The organism is Bacillus cereus group sp. Bce019, assembly GCF_051781745.1.
Taxonomy (GTDB): domain Bacteria; phylum Bacillota; class Bacilli; order Bacillales; family Bacillaceae_G; genus Bacillus_A; species Bacillus_A cereus.
Window position 1 is genome coordinate 12671 of the sequence record NZ_JBPWJX010000033.1, and the last position, 16258, is coordinate 28928.

Sequence of the window (16258 nt, forward strand, 5' to 3'; positions counted from 1 at the left end):
TTTATTATCATGATTTGTGAATGATTATATCATGTATTTTAATTTTCCAAATGATTAAATTCTGTATAAAATGAAATTGTAGAAATATTCATTCAGGTGATATTGGAGGAGAAAAGATGATCAAAAAGGGCTATCATGTAGCTGTTGTTGGGGCTACAGGTGCGGTAGGGCAAAAAATTATTGAACTGTTAGAGAATGAAATGAAGTTTAATATAGTTGAAGTTACATTGCTTTCGTCAAAACGATCCGCTGGTAAGAAAGTAAGATTCAAAGGACGAGAGATAATTATACAAGAGGCAAAAACAACTAGCTTTGAAGGTGTAGATATTGCCTTTTTTAGCGCTGGGGGAGAAGTATCTAGACAATTTGTAACTCATGCAGTTTCTAGTGGTGCGATTGTAATTGATAACACAAGTGAGTACCGAATGGCACAAGGTGTACCGCTCGTTGTTCCGGAAGTGAATGCGCACACTTTAAAACAGCATAAAGGTATCATTGCAGTTCCAAATTGTTCAGCACTACAGATGGTAACGGCACTTCAGCCGATTCGAAAATCATTTGGTTTAGAAAGAATTATCGTTTCAACATATCAAGCTGTATCGGGTTCTGGCATTCATGCGATTCATGAATTACGAGAGCAGGCTAAGTCTATACTTGCAGGTGAAGAAGTGAAGAGTGATATATTACCGGTGAAAAAAGATAAAAAACATTATCCAATAGCATTTAATGTACTGCCTCAAGTAGATATATTTACAGACAATGATTTTACTTTTGAAGAAGTCAAAATGATTCAAGAAACGAAGAAAATATTAGAAGATGAAAACTTGAAAATGGCAGCTACTTGTGTACGTGTTCCAGTTGTATCGGGGCATTCAGAATCGGTTTATATAGAACTGGAAAAAGAAGCAAGCGTTGCGGAAATCAAGGGAATACTAATGGATGCACCAGGTGTTATTTTGCAGGATAACCCTAGTGAACAGCTGTATCCAATGCCATTATATGCAGAAGGGAAAATAGATACATTTGTCGGAAGAATACGTAAAGATCCTGATACGCCAAACGGATTCCACCTCTGGATTGTTTCCGATAACCTATTAAAAGGTGCGGCTTGGAATTCAGTTCAAATTGCAGAGACTTTAGTGGAAAAGGGGATACTTTAATATAGTTTAAAAAACTGGGGAATCGTTAATGACTCCCCAGTTTGTATTTCATAATTGTTTTCTTTATTTCGGCCGACTTTAATTAAAATTAGTCGTTATTGAATTTTTATAAATGTCTATTTTATGTGCAGTGAAGCGTAAGGTTTTGGATTCTGCATGAATTGTAAGATTAATAATAATCGATAACGGCATTTCGACCGTTTTCACAATATCTTCTATAGCAATATACTCATTTTTTGCTTCCTTATAATAAACAACAGAACGAATTACGGCCTCGTCACCTTCAATATCAATTTCACACATCATAGGGAATTTTTCACCATTATGTAAGAATAATTCGCCTAGTACGATTGAACCGTTTAATTCTTCTGTAAAATTAGTAGTTGCCGCTGGTTTTACCCATGTTTCGTCATGTTCTTCGTTTTCCTCTTCATCTATTGCCCATTCCCAAATGGGGTTTTGTTTTAGGTCCTCAATAGTTAATTTATCAATTGGTTTGCAACTACTCATACATAAATTCTCCTTTTATTTTGATAAATAAGTTTTTTGATTTCATGAATTAGATGATTGCTTATAAGTGGGTTTAACAAAGTATTTTGCTCATTTGATATCCAAACTACTTTATTTTGAAATAAAGCTATTACAGCAATATTAACAAAACTTTAATTGTCTAGTAAATAATTATTAGTGGAGATATTAAAATGGGATGGTGTTAAAGAAAGATAGTAAAAAACATCAAGGATGAATGAAATCCATTTGGTACGATATGGATATATCCAATGTGAGGGGGAGTTTGATGTATCAAGTAAAGGGGTATTTTTCATCATTAAAAGGAAGTTATTATGAGATTGGAAAGCAACAAGGTGAATTTGTGAAACAACATTCTTATCTTATTCCGCAATTTATAGAGCAAGAAAACTTAATATCGCATAACCATTGGACAGAATCTAGAAATATATTAAATCAATATTGTTATGGAGTTAATGAAGAAATTGAAGGTTTTTGTGAAGTGTTGAAAATTCCTGCTAAAAATATGATGTATTATTATCAAACGTTATTAAAAGCAGGATGTAGTCATTGTGTGGTATTACCTAAAAAGACAGATTCAAAACACACATATGTATTAAGAAATTATGATTTGTCACCAGTAATAGATGATATGCGTTTTTGCTCGACGCATGTTGAAGGTGCGTATGCACATAGTGGTTTTTCTACTCAATATTTTGGTCGAACAGAAGGGGTTAACGAACATGGATTATCTGTTACATTTTCAGCATGTGGTCAACCAGTAGGAAACATTGCAGGTTTAAGAAAGCCAATGGTGAGTGGTTTACAATGTTTTGCGGTAATTCGATTGTTGTTGGAGAAATGTAAAAATGTGCAGGAAGCTAAGTTACTAATAGAAGAAATCCCAATTGCTAGTAATATTAATTTAATAATAGCTGATCCTTTAAATGCAGCATATATTGAAATATTTGACGGTCATAAATCCACAATAACGATTGATGATGAAAAACAAGCTTTTATTGTATCAACAAACCATGCAGTTAGTTCATCAATTCAGAAATTAAATAATAGGAAATTAGAACAATCAACAAAGAGATATTACCTTTTACATGAGCATTTAAATAGATGTGAACAAGTAAGCATAGAGTCTTTAAAAAAGTTAGTAGAAGAAGAATATCCTGCTGGACTTACTGTGCATAACTATGAAGAATGGTTTGGAACTTTACATTCTGTATTATTCGATTTACATGATCGTACAATGAAGATTTGTTTCGGATCACCACTTTTAAACGACTGGTATTCATTGAAAGTTGGAGGAAGTATGCCGTTTTCTGAGGTGAACGTGAACTTTAAAAATAAAACTTATACTGACTTTTGGAAGGAAGATAAGAATGAATTGATACCTAAAAGATAAATGGGATAAGATGGTGATGTAAAGAGTGCATTTATACTGGAGGGATTACAAATGCTAAAAGTTATGTTACCATTTGTTCTTATCTTTTTTCTTGTCATTGCGATGTATATTGCTTATCAAAAGAGAAAAAAGTCTGGGATAAAAGGATTGAAAAGTGCGGTAACTTCTATTTGCTTCTTTTCACTTGCAATCTTAAATATGTTTGCATATTGGTTTCATTTTGGCGGTGCTTTTACTTGGTTATTTTCAATTGTATTATTGCTAGTTGGTGCATATTTTACTAAATATATTCCAATATCTAAAAAGGTACATTAAAGTTTATAAGAGTTAAATATAATGTTTACTTTGTTTTGAAAAGAGATTATTCTACTAAATTGTTGTGAAACGGTTTCATAGGATAATCTCTTTTGTTTAGTTTTGGAAAGAACGTACTGTGATTTTTAGTTGCTCAATAAATTCTCGAGTTGCAGCACACATATATTTATCTTTTCTATAAATTAGCCCTATTTCAATTATTGGAGTAGGGTTTTCTATTTTAATAGCTTGAATGTTTTTATTTTGTAAAAAGTCTATATATGGTTTGGGTAACACTGTAATTCCCATTCCTTTGGAAACCATTTGGATTAAAGATTCCATCGTACTAATTTCTAAAATTGGCCTTGGTTTAAAGTTTAACTTTTGACAATGAGATGTAATTAGTTCGGTTAAAAAGAAATTTTTAGGTAAAAGAATTAAAGGGTAGTTCTGTAATTCAGCAATAGATACATGATTACGTTCAGCTAATCGATGACCAGTGGGCACGACCAATGTAAGATCGCTTTTGTATAGAGGGATGGAGATAATCTCTTTATCTTGCACCGGGAGAAATGTAATTCCAATATCTAGTTCGTTTTGTAATAATTTTTCACGAATATCTCCTGTACGAAGCCCTAATACAGAAAGCTCTATATTAGGATATAAATTATTAAAATTTAAAATAGCTGGTGGTAGTAAATAATTTACGACGGTTAACAAAGCCCCTATTGTTAAGGAACCTTGCTGTAATCCGTTTAGGTCTTGAATAGCTGAACGAGCTTGTTCGACTTCATGAAAAATGGTTTTACTATGTGATAATAAAATCTTCCCTGCTTCAGTTAATGATATTTTTTTACCAATTCGATCGAAAAGTGGCATTCCTACTTCATGCTCTAATGCACGTATTTGTTGACTTAGTGAAGGCTGTGAAATATTTAATTTTTCAGCTGCTTTTGTGAAATGTAATTCTTTTGAAACAGCTAAAAAGTATTCAAGTTGTCGTAATTCGATTGGAATCACCTCAAGTATAATGATAGGTTATACCTATCATTATTATATAAATAATTGAATTGAACAATGATTTTAGAGGTTTTATAATCATCTTTATGTAACAGAGAGGGTTGTAAAAATTAATCGAGAGAAAATACATGTAACACCTTTAAAGGAGGAAATAGAATGGCTAATGAATATCAATTATTATCTTTAAATATAGGATTACCAAAAGAGGTTACATACGGCGGAAAAGTAATTCATACAGGCATAAATAAGAAACAAGTAAAGGAACCGGTATATTTATCCTTTGTAAAATTTAATGGGGATGGACAAGCTGACTTAGTTCATCATGGAGGAGTAGATAAAGCAGTTTGTGTTTATACTGGTGATCACTATCCATATTGGGAAAAAGAATTGAATCAAGATTTTGTATATGGGGCTTTCGGAGAAAATATAACAGTTAGTGGTATGCGCGAAGAGGATGTTTGTATTGGTGATACGTTTGAGCTAGGACAGGCAATCGTACAGGTAACACAACCAAGGCAACCTTGTTTTAAATTAGCAAAAAAATATAATATTCCAAAGTTACCACTATATTTTCAAGAAACAGGATATACAGGATTTTATTTTCGTGTATTAAAAGAAGGATGGGTATCATCAGTCGATACCTTAAAAAAACTACAGTCTGATCCAAAAGGTGTTTCAGTAGCGTTTGCTAACCGTATCATGCATAAGGAAAAACAAAATATTGAAGGGGTAAAAAGGATATTAGAAGTAAATGCACTTTCATGTAGTTGGAGAAAGTCTTTTGAAAAGCGTATAAGTGGAGAAGAAATTAATACGAAGGAAAGACTTGAAGGAATAAAAGACTAAAAATATTTTATTATAAATAGTGTATTTCTATTAGTAAAAGCTAATTAGAAAGCGCTATTTTTGTATAATAAACTAATTAATATCCAGAAATCTTAATATCGTTTTATTCGACTTATTTTCAAATAGTCAAAACATAAAATTAATTAGACTTTTTTTTTATGTTTTGTGATAGTATATTGATTGGTAAGACCTCTATTTTTAAGAGTAGGTCATATAAGTATATCTAATTTAATGGAATTTAACATTTGGAGGTACAACATGGGGAATGTTGAAAAATTGGCAAGTCTTCTAATAGAAGAACCGAAAAGAGAGCAGTTATTTCCTTTATTTGAAGAAGTGTTTGGAATTACAACTCAAACATTGAATGATTTTTCGGATAAAGGATATTGGGATGATACATATAAAGCTTTATCATTTTTACAAGAAGATAAAGTGATTGCAAATGTTGCGGCATTTTCACTCCCATTATTAATTAATGGTGAAAAAATAAATGCAGCGGGTATTCAATCAGTAATGACACACCCTAATTTCCGTAGACAAGGGTTAATGACACAATTAATGGGTAAAATGATAGAAGAAATCGATAAGAAATTTGAATGTGCATTATTGTTTACGGAAAACCCTGAACTATATACAGCATTTGGATTTAAAGTTGTGCAGGAATATTTGATGACTATACCATATGATAAAAATATTAATAATAACGATTCACTACTTAAAAAGTTAGATTACTATAATATAGAGAATAGACAGTTAATACATGAAACTATTGATAGTAGCCAAAGACTTTCAAATAGTTTTTCAACTTTAAACTTCCATCCTTCATTTTATTTGAATATGTATGATTCGGAATGGAATGAGAAATTGTATTATTCAGAGAAACTAGATGCTCTAATCGTTTATGAAGTAGAAAATGAAAAGTTGAAATTATTTGGAGTATTTGCGCCAGTACTTCCGGTTTTAGATGAATTATGTGGAGAAATCAATGAAAGGTTTACGGAAATCGAATTTTATTTTTCTCCGGATCAATTAGGGGTTGAGGATGTACAGTTTACAGAAGTACAGTCTAGCAAGTATTTAATGGTTCGAAGTGATAAAGAGTTAGATTTTAAAGGTTATAAATTCCCAGTATTAGCGGAGTTTTAAATGTCTATATAAATGCTTTATTATGGAGGAGCTATGAATATATCGTATATACCAGAACATATTGAGCAACTCACTATAATGAATGTACCTGAATACTATAAAATTAATGATAATCATGCGTTTATTGTCCGTTCGAAAGCAGAAACTGATTTTTGGCTTAAAACACATTATGGTTTTGAAGTAATGAATGGTCATGTATTTTATAATGAGATGATGACAGACTTTCAAGCTGAAGTTCAGTTACGTATGAATCCAAATTCAAAATTCGATCAAGCAGGTCTTTTTGTTATGATTTCGGAGAACTGTTGGCTAAAAACATCTTTAGAATATATCCCTGAAGGGCCATCTCACTTAGGTGCTGTCGTAACGAATAATGGATATTCTGACTGGTCAACGCAAGATTATCCAACTGAAGCAGCTAAGCAACAACTTCGTTTTCGAATTATTCGAAAACGCGGTGATTATACAATATATGTGAAAAAGAGCCATCAATGGGAACAAATAAGAATCGCTCATTTAATGGAGGATATAGGGAATGAGCCTATTAAAATAGGTTTTTACACGTGTAGTCCTTCTAAAAATAAGGGATTTGAGACTGAGTTTTTACATTTTACAATTGAAGAAATATAGATGACAAACCGTATTCTTTTCATTAAGAATGCGGTTTTTGTATTTACATAATATAAAGCATATGTATTGACCAGAAAGTCATTAATGCTTATCATTTAATAATGTTAAATATTAATTTACATAATATAATAGAAGTAATGAAGAAATTGCAAAAAATATCGCTTAAATAAGGAGGGATATGAATTATTCAGTGGTAATTTCATGGGAAAAGGAGATTATGTATGAAATCATTTCGTAAGTTATTACAGTATTTAAAACCATACATGTTCTTCGCTATTATTGGACCGCTATTTATGGTACTTGAGGTTGCGATGGACTTAATTCAACCGACTATTATGCAACATATCATTGATGTTGGGATTGCAAATCGGGATTTAAATTATGTAATAAAAATGGGGCTTCTTATGATAGGAGCAGCAGCACTCGGTTTAGTTGGAGGGCTTGGGTGTATGATGTATTCTACAAAAGCAGCTGTTAATTTCGCTACAGACATACGAAAAGATTTGTTTGCGAAAATAGAAACATTTTCTAGTAATAATCGTGATTCATTTGGAACAGGTAAATTATTAACGATCGTGACGAATGATATCACTTCCATTCAATCGGCAATGACAATGACATTACGTGTTCTCGTTCGTGGTCCGCTGTTGTTTATTGGAAGTATAATTATTGTTTTTGTAACAGCGCGAGAGTTATTTCCAATATTACTTGTAGTTGTTCCGATTTTATTACTTGCGATTATTTTAATTGCAAGCAAAGCAAGTGGTACATTTAAAAAGGTGCAAGAGGCATTAGACAAAGTGAATACAAAGTTACAAGAAAATTTATCTGGTGTGCGTGTTATAAAAGCGTACGTAAGACAAAAATATGAAATCGCTCAATTTGGAAATGTAAATACAAATTTAACGAAGATAAATATTCGAGCTGTGCAGCTTATTTCTTTAATGATGCCAATCATTATGCTAGTTGTAAGTGGAGGGATTGTCGCAACATTATGGATTGGTGGAGAAAAAGTATTCAATGGAACGCTTCAAGTAGGAGCGATTTTGGCATTTATTAATTACTTGAATATCATTTTAATGTCACTTATGTCGATTAGCATGGTATTTATTCAAATTGCGCGAGCTTTTCCATCTGCGGATCGTGTACAGCAAGTGTTAAATACAGAGGTTGATATTATAAGCGGAGCGAATGCGATCGAACCTGAGAAAATCGAGGGGAATATCGAATTTAAAAATGTTAGTTATAGCTATACAAAAAATAATGAATACGTTTTAAAAGATATTTCGTTTAGCATACAAAAAGGTGAAAAAGTAGGGATTATTGGATCGACTGGAAGTGGTAAATCTACCTTAGCGAAGCTGTTACCACGTCTATATGATGTTGATCAAGGTGAAATATGTATAGATGGAATAGATGTTAAAACATATGATTTGCAAAAACTCCGTGCTTCAATAGGGTTTGTACCTCAGAAGGCTTTGTTGTTCTCAGGTAGTATAGAAGAGAATTTACGTTATGGTAAAGAAGATGCAACACATGATGAGCTGGAAGTAGCAGCTGCATCAGCTTGTGCGACTGAGTTTATCAATAAGCTGGAAGAATCTTATCAATATAATTTAACACAAGGTGCGACAAATCTATCAGGTGGACAAAAACAACGTGTATCAATTGCAAGGGCACTTGTGAGAAAACCACCGATTCTCATATTAGATGATTCTACATCAGCAGTTGATGCGAAATCAGAGGCTACTATTCAAACAGCTTTAAAAACAAAATATAAAGGCACAACGACTTTATTAATTGCGTCCAAAATTTCTTCCATAATGGATGCGGATAAAATACTTGTATTAGATAATGGTGAATTAGTTGGCAATGGTACACATGAACAACTATTAGAACAAAGTGAGGTTTATCAGGAAATTTATCTTTCCCAAGGTGGTAATTTGCATAAAGAAGGTGGGGAAGAACATGCGTAATTTTCAAGGGCAATTTGCTAATAAAGGTGGACGAAACACGCCAAAGATGGGGAAAGCTAAAAATGCTCAAGGAACTGTAATGCGGATATGGAACTATATGGGCTACCAAAAAGCTGCTCTTATGTTTGTTATATTTCTAGTCGTTGTTACTACTTTACTTGGATTATTAGGTCCCTATTTTATGGGGGTCATTATAGATCAATATATTGTACCGAAAGATTTAAGTGGTACAGCAAGAATGTGTATGTTACTTATCGCAATTTACGGTGTAACTGTACTTTTAACATGGTTACAAACATTTGTCATGATTAACGTTGCATTAAAAACAATTCAAAAAATACGACAAGATATTTTTGAGAAAATCCAAACGCTTTCTTTACGGTTCTTTGATGTGCGTTCCCAAGGTGATTTAATGAGCCGTGTGACAAATGATATAGATAATTTGAATCAAGCTTTGACACAAAGTGTTGTACAAATTATTTCATCAGCGTTAACTTTTATAGGTGTAACGATTGCGATGTTCGCTTTAAATTGGATTTTAGCAATTGTAACTTTAATTACAGTACCTATTATGTTTTACGTTACAAAAAAACTAGTTGCATATAGTGGTAAAAACTTTGCGAAGCGTCAAAAAGATTTAGGTGAATTAAATGGATTTATTGAGGAAGCAATTACAGGTGCGGATGTTACAACGTTGTACGGAAAAGAAAAAGAAACTGTACAAAATTTCAATAAAATTAATGAACAGCTAAGAGTTTCAGCTACGAAGGCTGATACATTTTCAGCTTTTATTTTTCCAAGTATGAACTTTATTAATAATTTAGGTATGGGCCTTGTCATTGGGACTGGATCAGTTATGGTCTTAAACGGAATGACAACAGTAGGAGTTATTGCGGCTTTTATTAATTATTCTCGTCAATTCTCAAGACCGCTAAGTCAATTTGCGACTTTAATGAATACAATTCAAGCGGCAGTTGCTGGTGGAGAACGTGTTTTTGAAATTATGGATGAGGTACCAGAAATTCAAAATAAAAAAGACGCATTCGTTGTACAAAATTTACAAGGGCATGTTGCACTTGAGAATGTTTCATTTGGCTACGCAGAAAATAAAACGATTTTAAAAGAAGTGAGTCTTAAAGCGCAGCCAGGAGAGACAATTGCTTTAGTTGGTCCGACTGGATCAGGGAAAACAACAATCATTAATTTATTAACTCGCTTTTACGATATACAGCAAGGACAAATTCATATTGATGGAAAAGATATAAAAGATTATGATATTAATTCTTTACGAAGTAAAATAGGAGTAGTTTTACAGGATACGTATTTATTTGCTGGTTCGATTATGGATAATATCCGTTATGGACGCTTAGATGCTACTGATGAAGAAGTTATCACTGCAGCTAAGGCAGCATCTGCACATTCTTTTATTAAGCATTTGCCAAATCAATATGAAACAGAAATTGCTTCAGAAGGATCGAATTTAAGTCAAGGACAAAAACAACTTCTAGCGATTGCGCGAGCAATTTTAGCAGATGCAGATATATTAATTCTCGATGAAGCGACATCAAATATTGATACAAGAACAGAATTACAAATACAAGCAGGACTAAATAATTTAATGAGAGGTCGCACAAGTTTTGTGATCGCTCATCGACTTAAAACAATTGAAAAAGCAGATCAAATTCTTGTTATAAAAGATGGAAATATTTTAGAAAGAGGGAATCATGAATCTCTCATGGAAGATAGAGGGTTTTATTTTGATTTGTATACGAGCCAGTTTAAAATATAGTAAAAGCATTGATATGTTGCGGTTTCTCTTGAGAGGAGAAACCGTATTTTTATATTTGTAAATGTTACTATTCGAATGGTCTTTCACTACATATTTTAACAGCATCCACCTGCATTCCAGGCAAAACATGTGAATAGCGATTTAATGTTATGAACATATCTTTATAACTGAAGTGTTCACTTACAGTCTTTGGATGTATACCTTGTTTCAAAAGTAGCGTAGCATGTGTATAATAACGTAAATCATAAAATCGAATTTTAAAAATCGGAGTTTAAATAAAAAGAGCGCTGTTAAAAGCGCTCTGAGACAAACCATACATTTAGAGAGGAATCAAGATAATATATGGATATTGTGTGAGGATGTTGTAGGTTTTAATTAAAAATAAAGCACACATATAAGTGTGCTTTTATGAACGCTTTAGATTTGTATGACTATATAGTCATACAATAAAATATGCTTGTTTAATATAAATGTGTGTCAAATCTATAAAAAGATATTGTGTATAAGGAACAATAAATATTAATTAGCTAAGTCTTTTGTTTTTATCCTGCTATTTGCCGGACAGTAAGACCCCCACCTTAAAATTTAGCGGAAGCAAAGAAGTTAGGTGGGGGCTGGACTGCTCATAAAAGCCCATTGGTGAGGGCTGATTAAAGTTTCACTTTATTAACGAATTTGCACAACTGTTAACGCTGCAGAACGAATATCTACTGTACCTATTACTTCAACGGGGACAATTTGAATTAAATCACCAGGGTTTAAGTTAATTAGAATGACCCCACTTGATACATCGACTTCACCAGTTCCGATAATATTAGAACGGACTGCGGATCCGGATCCTGCAATAATATTAGTCGATGAATTTAATGTCAAGAAAAAGCGAGCTGCTTCCGGGGCTAATGGGACGTTATCAAGGCTGATCGTTAATGTATAGCTAATTTGATAAATACCAGCTACCTGAATTTTAATACCAGTTCCAGTACTAATTGTATCATTAATTACAGGGACAGTAATGTTAGGATTTGGGCCTGTACTAGGTAATAGTAGTGGTGTAAATAATGTTGCAAATTGAGGTGAAGTAGCATTGAAGGCAAAACCTAGGGCAGGTAGTGAACTAGGTGCTTGTGCTTCACAATTAAAATTAGCGAATTTACGAATGGATGAGCGCATATTTTCACTCCTTTCTTGTATTTAGATTTCGTGAGTATTAACTTCACATTTTGGACAAGCATAATACAATATATGAAAATTTATAGTAGATAGTGCACAAGCATTACTATTACGGATTAAGCTATGAATAATAATAAATACTATATGGAAAAAGCAGTTAGCTAATTTAACTAACTGCTTAGTCGGTTCTCCAAGAGCAAATAGGCGAAAAATTATTGCGCTATAGATAAGTGCTCTTTTTGAGAGTGAGTATAAAATTCTATCATTCTATCTAGTATGTGCACTGTATTATGTAGTTGCTACTAAAATTGATATGAATTTTTAAAATTAGAGGTTTCTTTCAATGAAACCTCTAAAAAGACAACTAAATTTACGTTATAGTAAATTCAATTGCGATAGGAGTGCCTCCATCTAGGACTGCTCCTCCTACAATAGTAGCAGCTGTAGTAGTCACACCAGTAATAGTATCACCTGTCTGAATAACACCATTAATATAAAGTGTTAAAAAGGCATAAGAAGCAGGGAATGTTGTTACAGCACCAGTGTCATCAGTGAAGTCTGTGTTAGCAAAAGTTAAATCTGCTCCAGCAGCAGTTCCTGTTGCTGCTGTACTTACAAATCGTCTTCCTGCTATAAAAGGTTTAACGATAGGCATTTATATTCACCCCTTTTTGAGAATTAACTTAGACAAGTTTTTTGAAAGTTTTGTCCTGTATCGTATATTATGCTGTGCTTCTACTAAGAGATACGGCTTGTATACTAGTAAATAAATATAATTATTATGCGTTTTATAAGTTAGGTTCTTATAAGTAATTAAGTGGTTAAGGTTGGATTTTGTATATGGTATGTTTATGTTAAAAAAGAGAGCTCTTTTAGAAAGAGCTCTTAATCAAATTATTATCTTAGTGTTGGAGGGAACTGGCGGCCTCAGTGACAGATGGTAGAAATAATTTACGTGGTATTGTAATAAATTCAAGTGCAATTTGCTTTGGATAAAAAAGTATTTGAGTTAAATCTAGAGCATGTATTAATAGTATCATGAAGCTTGTAAGAATGATAAAACTACCCCAAAAGAAACTTTTTGAAGTGTTGCGGAAATCTTTTATTAAAGAAAAGAATGAAAAAAATGCGGTAACAATGAGAATAAAAAATTTATACTTATCAGCCATTGTGATCCTCCTAAAGAACAGTAATTTATATTATACCGTATTTTTTCTCTATAATTATAAAAAGATTTTTAAATGCCTATGTTGTAGACGTATTGTTTTCATTTTGCATACAATCATATAATAGTAAATCGAATAATATTGAAGAGATTTATTAAGCTAGCGTCACACAACAAAATTAATATTATATAGTGAGAAACATTTTAGTTTATTTCGTAGTCCCAATCCATAAATTAGAACTACGAAATAGATTACTAATAAAAACATTTTAAGATGATTATAATGATGATGTGGTGTATACAGAAAAGAGGATGAAAAAAGCATCCAGAATGAGTTGATAGCTAGTGGATAACGATTGAAACGGCACTGAAAACTAATAAAACAGCCATAATGATGTTAAATAATTGATTATGTTTTAATAAAAGTTTTTGGAACATGGAACCAAAAAGGCTCCAACTAAATGTACTCAGTAAACCGACTATACCTAGAAATAATGAGAAAAGTAGAAAACTTGAATATGAATTGTAGTAAGGGAGTATAAAAGTAGAGACTACTGTGAGTCCGAATAATATTCCTTTAGGGTTAATAAATTGAAGGAAAATACCCACTGTAAATAAGTTTTTATTATTTTTTTCATTGTGACCGGCACCGCCTTTACTAGTAATTATTTTAAAGGCTAAATATAGCATATACGCGACACCTAAAATTTTTAAAGGAAATTCAATTATAGGGATAATATTAATTAATACAATATTAAAGAAACTGCATAAAGAAGTGAGGATGAAAAAACCGAATGCTACTCCAAAGCAAAAGTTTATGCTTCTCTTTAATCCATGTTGATTTGCGTATGTCATAGCTAAGAAATTGTTGGGACCAGGTGTGAAGCTACTTATAAATACAAATAACAAAAAAGAAAATATAGGCATTTCAAAACCCCCTATTTTTTGTGTGTTATAATGACCGAAAAGAACAATATAACGTGTGCTTTTTATTATACATAACGGTCGTTATATTGTATACAGTGTAGGAGTGTTTTTTATGGAAGAAATTCAACTTATTCTGGCAAAAAATTTAAAATCAATACGTGAAAAAGAAAAATTAAGTTTAGAAAAGGTCTCTCAATTAACAGGTGTAAGTAAAACAATGATTGGACAGATAGAAAGAGGAGATTCAAGCCCGACACTAACAACAATATGGAAAATTGCTAATGGTTTGAAAGTATCATTTACCTCTTTAATTAATAATCCACAGCCTGATACGAAAGTAGTTTTACGAAATGATGTTCAAGTATTGTCTGAAGACAATGGGAGATATAAGGTGTATCCCTCATTTCCTTTCCAAGATAATAGGAATTTTGAAATCTATATGGTTGAAATTGATACAGGAGGGAAATTAAGTTCAGAAGCGCATAAAGAAGGAACAGAAGAGTTTATAACGGTATTTGAAGGGAAATTGACAATTGACATAAATGATTGTCAATATACGTTAAATAATGGAGACTCAATTCGCTTTAAGGCGGATAGACCGCATACTTATACTAATTCAGGAAGAACATTAACTCAGTTAAGTATGACTATTTATTATCCAGCTTTATAAGCTGGCAATAATATAAAGAGTAAAAGTAAATGTGTATTGTTAAAACCATCTATAAGAGATGGTTTTATTTTTTTGAATATAAAAAAAGACACTCAATTGAGTGTCAATGTAGTATTGCTCTCGCGTATAGGATTGGAGATGTTCCTCAAATACATATTGAGATGGTCTGTAAAAAAGAAACGATCTTCATCTTTAATGTAACATCGACATGGGGGAAGTGTAAATTGATAATATATATACGGAAAATTTAGTATAGATGTTTTCTACTATGGATATAGTACAATTTACTTTTATTACGTAATCACTATCGTAATATTTACCAATTGAGTATTTAAGTTGTTTATTATAAAAAGAATGAATCATTTTTTAATCGATTCGTATAATTGTAAGAGAGGCACCTGTTGATCCACCTCCAACTAAATTCACGACAGATAATATACCAAATAATTGTAGTGAAATTGTATTACCAGCATTTAAATTAGTAATTAAATTATTACTATAATTTGAAGTTGATAAAGCGGGAGAAAAAATAGAGCCAGAAATTGGCGTAGAAGCGTTTAGTAGTAGTCTAGTTCCAGCAAGTAGAGCGGTTGTCGTATTAACTTGGTAGGTTAAATGATATCTTCCAGTTACAGGAATTGTAAATACGTCATTTGAAGCGTTAACTGTAAAATTACCAAGACTGTGGTTATTTGAAAGTGGAATGTTTGTTCCTCCTAATATGACTGAAACAGGACCACCTGATGTATTATTAGCGAACATAGAGTTTGTTGTAACGATTGACCCAGTACTTCCGGTAGGTCCAGTACTTCCGGTAGGCCCAGTACTCCCGGTAGATCCAGTACTTCCGGTAGGGCCAGTACTCCCGGTAGATCCAGTACTTCCGGTAGGGCCAGTACTTCCGGTAGATCCAGTATTCCCGGTAGGCCCCGTAAGCCTGTAAGGGAAAATAATGTCAAGAGCCATTGACATTAATTCCTTTTTTCTAATTTCATTATTATCTTGAATATAAATCACCTCAACTTTTTAAATAAGAATGTTATAGATTTAGTACTTTTTAAATAGAATGATTAATTTATTATATTAATTAAAGCGGTTATAGCAACGGTAAAATGTTTAATATATGTAATAATTCTTTGGGAAGAAAAAAGAGAATAGTTATAAAGTTATTCTTTAATGATAGGGTCATAATGATGTGTATAAATTAAAAAACATGTGGAATGAGGTGTTAAATTGAAACGCAATGACAATTTATCATTGAATAAGGGGATGATAGGACCAGAAAATATTGGACCTACATTTCCGATTCTTCCACCAATTTATATTCCAACCGGAGCAACAGGACCAACTGGAATAACGGGACCAACCGGAATAACAGGACCAACAGGAGCAACCGGACCGACTGGAATAACGGGGCCGACCGGAATAACGGGGCCGACCGGAATAACAGGACCGACGGGAGCAACCGGACCGACTGGAATAACAGGAGCAACAGGGATAACAGGACCAACTGGAGAAACGGGAGCAACCGGAATAACGGGACC

General features: G+C 32.6%; 17 protein-coding genes. 10 read left to right on the forward strand and 7 right to left on the reverse strand.

Features of this window, described 5'->3' with window-relative positions:
- Positions 1 to 116: 116 nt before the first annotated feature.
- Positions 117 to 1160: an aspartate-semialdehyde dehydrogenase gene (locus ACS2QP_RS26260; RefSeq protein ID WP_000591709.1), complete on the forward strand. Its 1044-nt coding sequence runs from the start codon at positions 117 to 119 to the stop codon at positions 1158 to 1160.
- Positions 1161 to 1238: 78 nt separating this feature from the next.
- Here the strand turns inward: ACS2QP_RS26260 and ACS2QP_RS26265 are convergent, their stop codons facing one another.
- Positions 1239 to 1670 (reverse strand): hypothetical protein, encoded by a 432-nt coding sequence (locus tag ACS2QP_RS26265; RefSeq protein ID WP_072938385.1) that lies wholly within the window; start codon positions 1668 to 1670, stop codon positions 1239 to 1241.
- A gap of 286 nt (positions 1671 to 1956) precedes the next feature.
- On the opposite strand from ACS2QP_RS26265, the gene ACS2QP_RS26270 reads away from it, so the two are divergent.
- Together ACS2QP_RS26270 and ACS2QP_RS26275 are read left to right on the forward strand one after the other, a co-directional pair.
- Positions 1957 to 3081, forward strand: coding sequence for a C45 family peptidase (locus ACS2QP_RS26270; RefSeq protein ID WP_332283289.1), 1125 nt, complete (start codon positions 1957 to 1959; stop codon positions 3079 to 3081).
- Between the two features lie 51 nt (positions 3082 to 3132).
- Positions 3133 to 3396 (forward strand): hypothetical protein, encoded by a 264-nt coding sequence (locus tag ACS2QP_RS26275; RefSeq protein WP_000921859.1) that lies wholly within the window; start codon positions 3133 to 3135, stop codon positions 3394 to 3396.
- A gap of 96 nt (positions 3397 to 3492) precedes the next feature.
- Here ACS2QP_RS26275 and ACS2QP_RS26280 read toward each other — a convergent pair whose 3' ends face one another.
- The gene (locus ACS2QP_RS26280; RefSeq protein ID WP_000612238.1) at positions 3493 to 4395 is read right to left on the reverse strand and encodes a LysR family transcriptional regulator; all 903 of its coding nucleotides are present in this window, start codon (positions 4393 to 4395) and stop codon (positions 3493 to 3495) included.
- 156 nt (positions 4396 to 4551) lie between these two features.
- On the opposite strand from ACS2QP_RS26280, the gene ACS2QP_RS26285 reads away from it, so the two are divergent.
- The 5 genes from ACS2QP_RS26285 (at position 4552) to ACS2QP_RS26305 (ending at position 10782) form a co-directional block, all read left to right on the forward strand.
- A complete protein-coding gene (locus ACS2QP_RS26285; protein ID WP_001262990.1) occupies positions 4552 to 5241 on the forward strand; it encodes an MOSC domain-containing protein in 690 nt (229 codons plus the stop codon).
- Between the two features lie 258 nt (positions 5242 to 5499).
- Positions 5500 to 6387 carry a GNAT family N-acetyltransferase gene (locus tag ACS2QP_RS26290; protein ID WP_326265355.1) on the forward strand — a complete coding sequence of 296 codons (888 nt, stop codon included), beginning with the start codon at positions 5500 to 5502 and terminating at the stop codon, positions 6385 to 6387.
- A 33-nt stretch (positions 6388 to 6420) separates the two neighbouring features.
- On the forward strand, positions 6421 to 7017 hold the full coding sequence (locus tag ACS2QP_RS26295; protein ID WP_097919977.1) for a DUF1349 domain-containing protein: 597 nt from the start codon (positions 6421 to 6423) through the stop codon (positions 7015 to 7017).
- Positions 7018 to 7238: 221 nt separating this feature from the next.
- Positions 7239 to 8993, forward strand: a complete 1755-nt coding sequence (locus ACS2QP_RS26300; protein WP_326264890.1) for an ABC transporter ATP-binding protein — start codon at positions 7239 to 7241, stop codon at positions 8991 to 8993.
- Positions 8986 to 10782 carry an ABC transporter ATP-binding protein gene (locus tag ACS2QP_RS26305; RefSeq protein ID WP_001243554.1) on the forward strand — a complete coding sequence of 599 codons (1797 nt, stop codon included), beginning with the start codon at positions 8986 to 8988 and terminating at the stop codon, positions 10780 to 10782. Before ACS2QP_RS26300 ends, ACS2QP_RS26305 begins: the two co-directional genes overlap by 8 nt.
- Before the next feature lie 666 nt (positions 10783 to 11448).
- Here the strand turns inward: ACS2QP_RS26305 and exsF are convergent.
- The 4 genes from exsF to ACS2QP_RS26325 all read right to left on the reverse strand — a co-directional run bounded on the left by exsF (position 11449) and on the right by ACS2QP_RS26325 (position 14044).
- On the reverse strand, positions 11449 to 11952 hold the full coding sequence (gene exsF / locus ACS2QP_RS26310) for an exosporium protein ExsF (RefSeq protein ID WP_001257871.1): 504 nt from the start codon (positions 11950 to 11952) through the stop codon (positions 11449 to 11451).
- 370 nt (positions 11953 to 12322) lie between these two features.
- Complete coding sequence (locus tag ACS2QP_RS26315) at positions 12323 to 12607, reverse strand: DUF4183 domain-containing protein (protein ID WP_001123247.1); 285 nt, start codon at positions 12605 to 12607, stop codon at positions 12323 to 12325.
- Between the two features lie 247 nt (positions 12608 to 12854).
- Positions 12855 to 13121, reverse strand: a complete 267-nt coding sequence (locus tag ACS2QP_RS26320) for a hypothetical protein (RefSeq protein WP_000774117.1) — start codon at positions 13119 to 13121, stop codon at positions 12855 to 12857.
- A 338-nt stretch (positions 13122 to 13459) separates the two neighbouring features.
- Complete coding sequence (locus tag ACS2QP_RS26325; protein ID WP_001121273.1) at positions 13460 to 14044, reverse strand: LysE family transporter; 585 nt, start codon at positions 14042 to 14044, stop codon at positions 13460 to 13462.
- Positions 14045 to 14099: 55 nt separating this feature from the next.
- Here ACS2QP_RS26325 and ACS2QP_RS26330 point away from each other — a divergent pair, with 55 nt between their 5' ends.
- On the forward strand, positions 14100 to 14714 hold the full coding sequence (locus tag ACS2QP_RS26330) for a helix-turn-helix domain-containing protein (RefSeq protein WP_438882989.1): 615 nt from the start codon (positions 14100 to 14102) through the stop codon (positions 14712 to 14714).
- A 366-nt stretch (positions 14715 to 15080) separates the two neighbouring features.
- On the opposite strand, the gene ACS2QP_RS26335 is transcribed toward ACS2QP_RS26330, so the two are convergent.
- Complete coding sequence (locus ACS2QP_RS26335) at positions 15081 to 15731, reverse strand: BclA C-terminal domain-containing protein (protein ID WP_438882990.1); 651 nt, start codon at positions 15729 to 15731, stop codon at positions 15081 to 15083.
- 216 nt (positions 15732 to 15947) lie between these two features.
- On the opposite strand from ACS2QP_RS26335, the gene ACS2QP_RS26340 reads away from it, so the two are divergent.
- Positions 15948 to 16258, forward strand: a 311-nt coding sequence (locus ACS2QP_RS26340) for an exosporium leader peptide-containing protein (RefSeq protein WP_438882991.1), incomplete at its 3' end; no start/stop codon positions are given.

Excerpts from the sequence above, each read along its gene's own strand:
- ACS2QP_RS26265 (WP_072938385.1), bottom strand. The coding sequence starts at position 1,670 with ATGAGTAGTTGCAAACCAATTGATAAATTAACTATTGAGGACCTAAAA.
- ACS2QP_RS26275 (WP_000921859.1), top strand. The coding sequence starts at position 3,133 with ATGCTAAAAGTTATGTTACCATTTGTTCTTATCTTTTTTCTTGTCATT.
- ACS2QP_RS26315 (WP_001123247.1), bottom strand. The coding sequence starts at position 12,607 with ATGCCTATCGTTAAACCTTTTATAGCAGGAAGACGATTTGTAAGTACA.
- ACS2QP_RS26305 (WP_001243554.1), top strand. The coding sequence starts at position 8,986 with ATGCGTAATTTTCAAGGGCAATTTGCTAATAAAGGTGGACGAAACACG.
- ACS2QP_RS26285 (WP_001262990.1), top strand. The coding sequence starts at position 4,552 with ATGGCTAATGAATATCAATTATTATCTTTAAATATAGGATTACCAAAA.
- ACS2QP_RS26290 (WP_326265355.1), top strand. The coding sequence starts at position 5,500 with ATGGGGAATGTTGAAAAATTGGCAAGTCTTCTAATAGAAGAACCGAAA.
- ACS2QP_RS26295 (WP_097919977.1), top strand. The coding sequence starts at position 6,421 with ATGAATATATCGTATATACCAGAACATATTGAGCAACTCACTATAATG.
- exsF (WP_001257871.1), bottom strand. The coding sequence starts at position 11,952 with ATGCGCTCATCCATTCGTAAATTCGCTAATTTTAATTGTGAAGCACAA.
- ACS2QP_RS26320 (WP_000774117.1), bottom strand. The coding sequence starts at position 13,121 with ATGGCTGATAAGTATAAATTTTTTATTCTCATTGTTACCGCATTTTTT.
- ACS2QP_RS26325 (WP_001121273.1), bottom strand. The coding sequence starts at position 14,044 with ATGCCTATATTTTCTTTTTTGTTATTTGTATTTATAAGTAGCTTCACA.
- ACS2QP_RS26270 (WP_332283289.1), top strand. The coding sequence starts at position 1,957 with ATGTATCAAGTAAAGGGGTATTTTTCATCATTAAAAGGAAGTTATTAT.
- ACS2QP_RS26260 (WP_000591709.1), top strand. The coding sequence starts at position 117 with ATGATCAAAAAGGGCTATCATGTAGCTGTTGTTGGGGCTACAGGTGCG.
- ACS2QP_RS26300 (WP_326264890.1), top strand. The coding sequence starts at position 7,239 with ATGAAATCATTTCGTAAGTTATTACAGTATTTAAAACCATACATGTTC.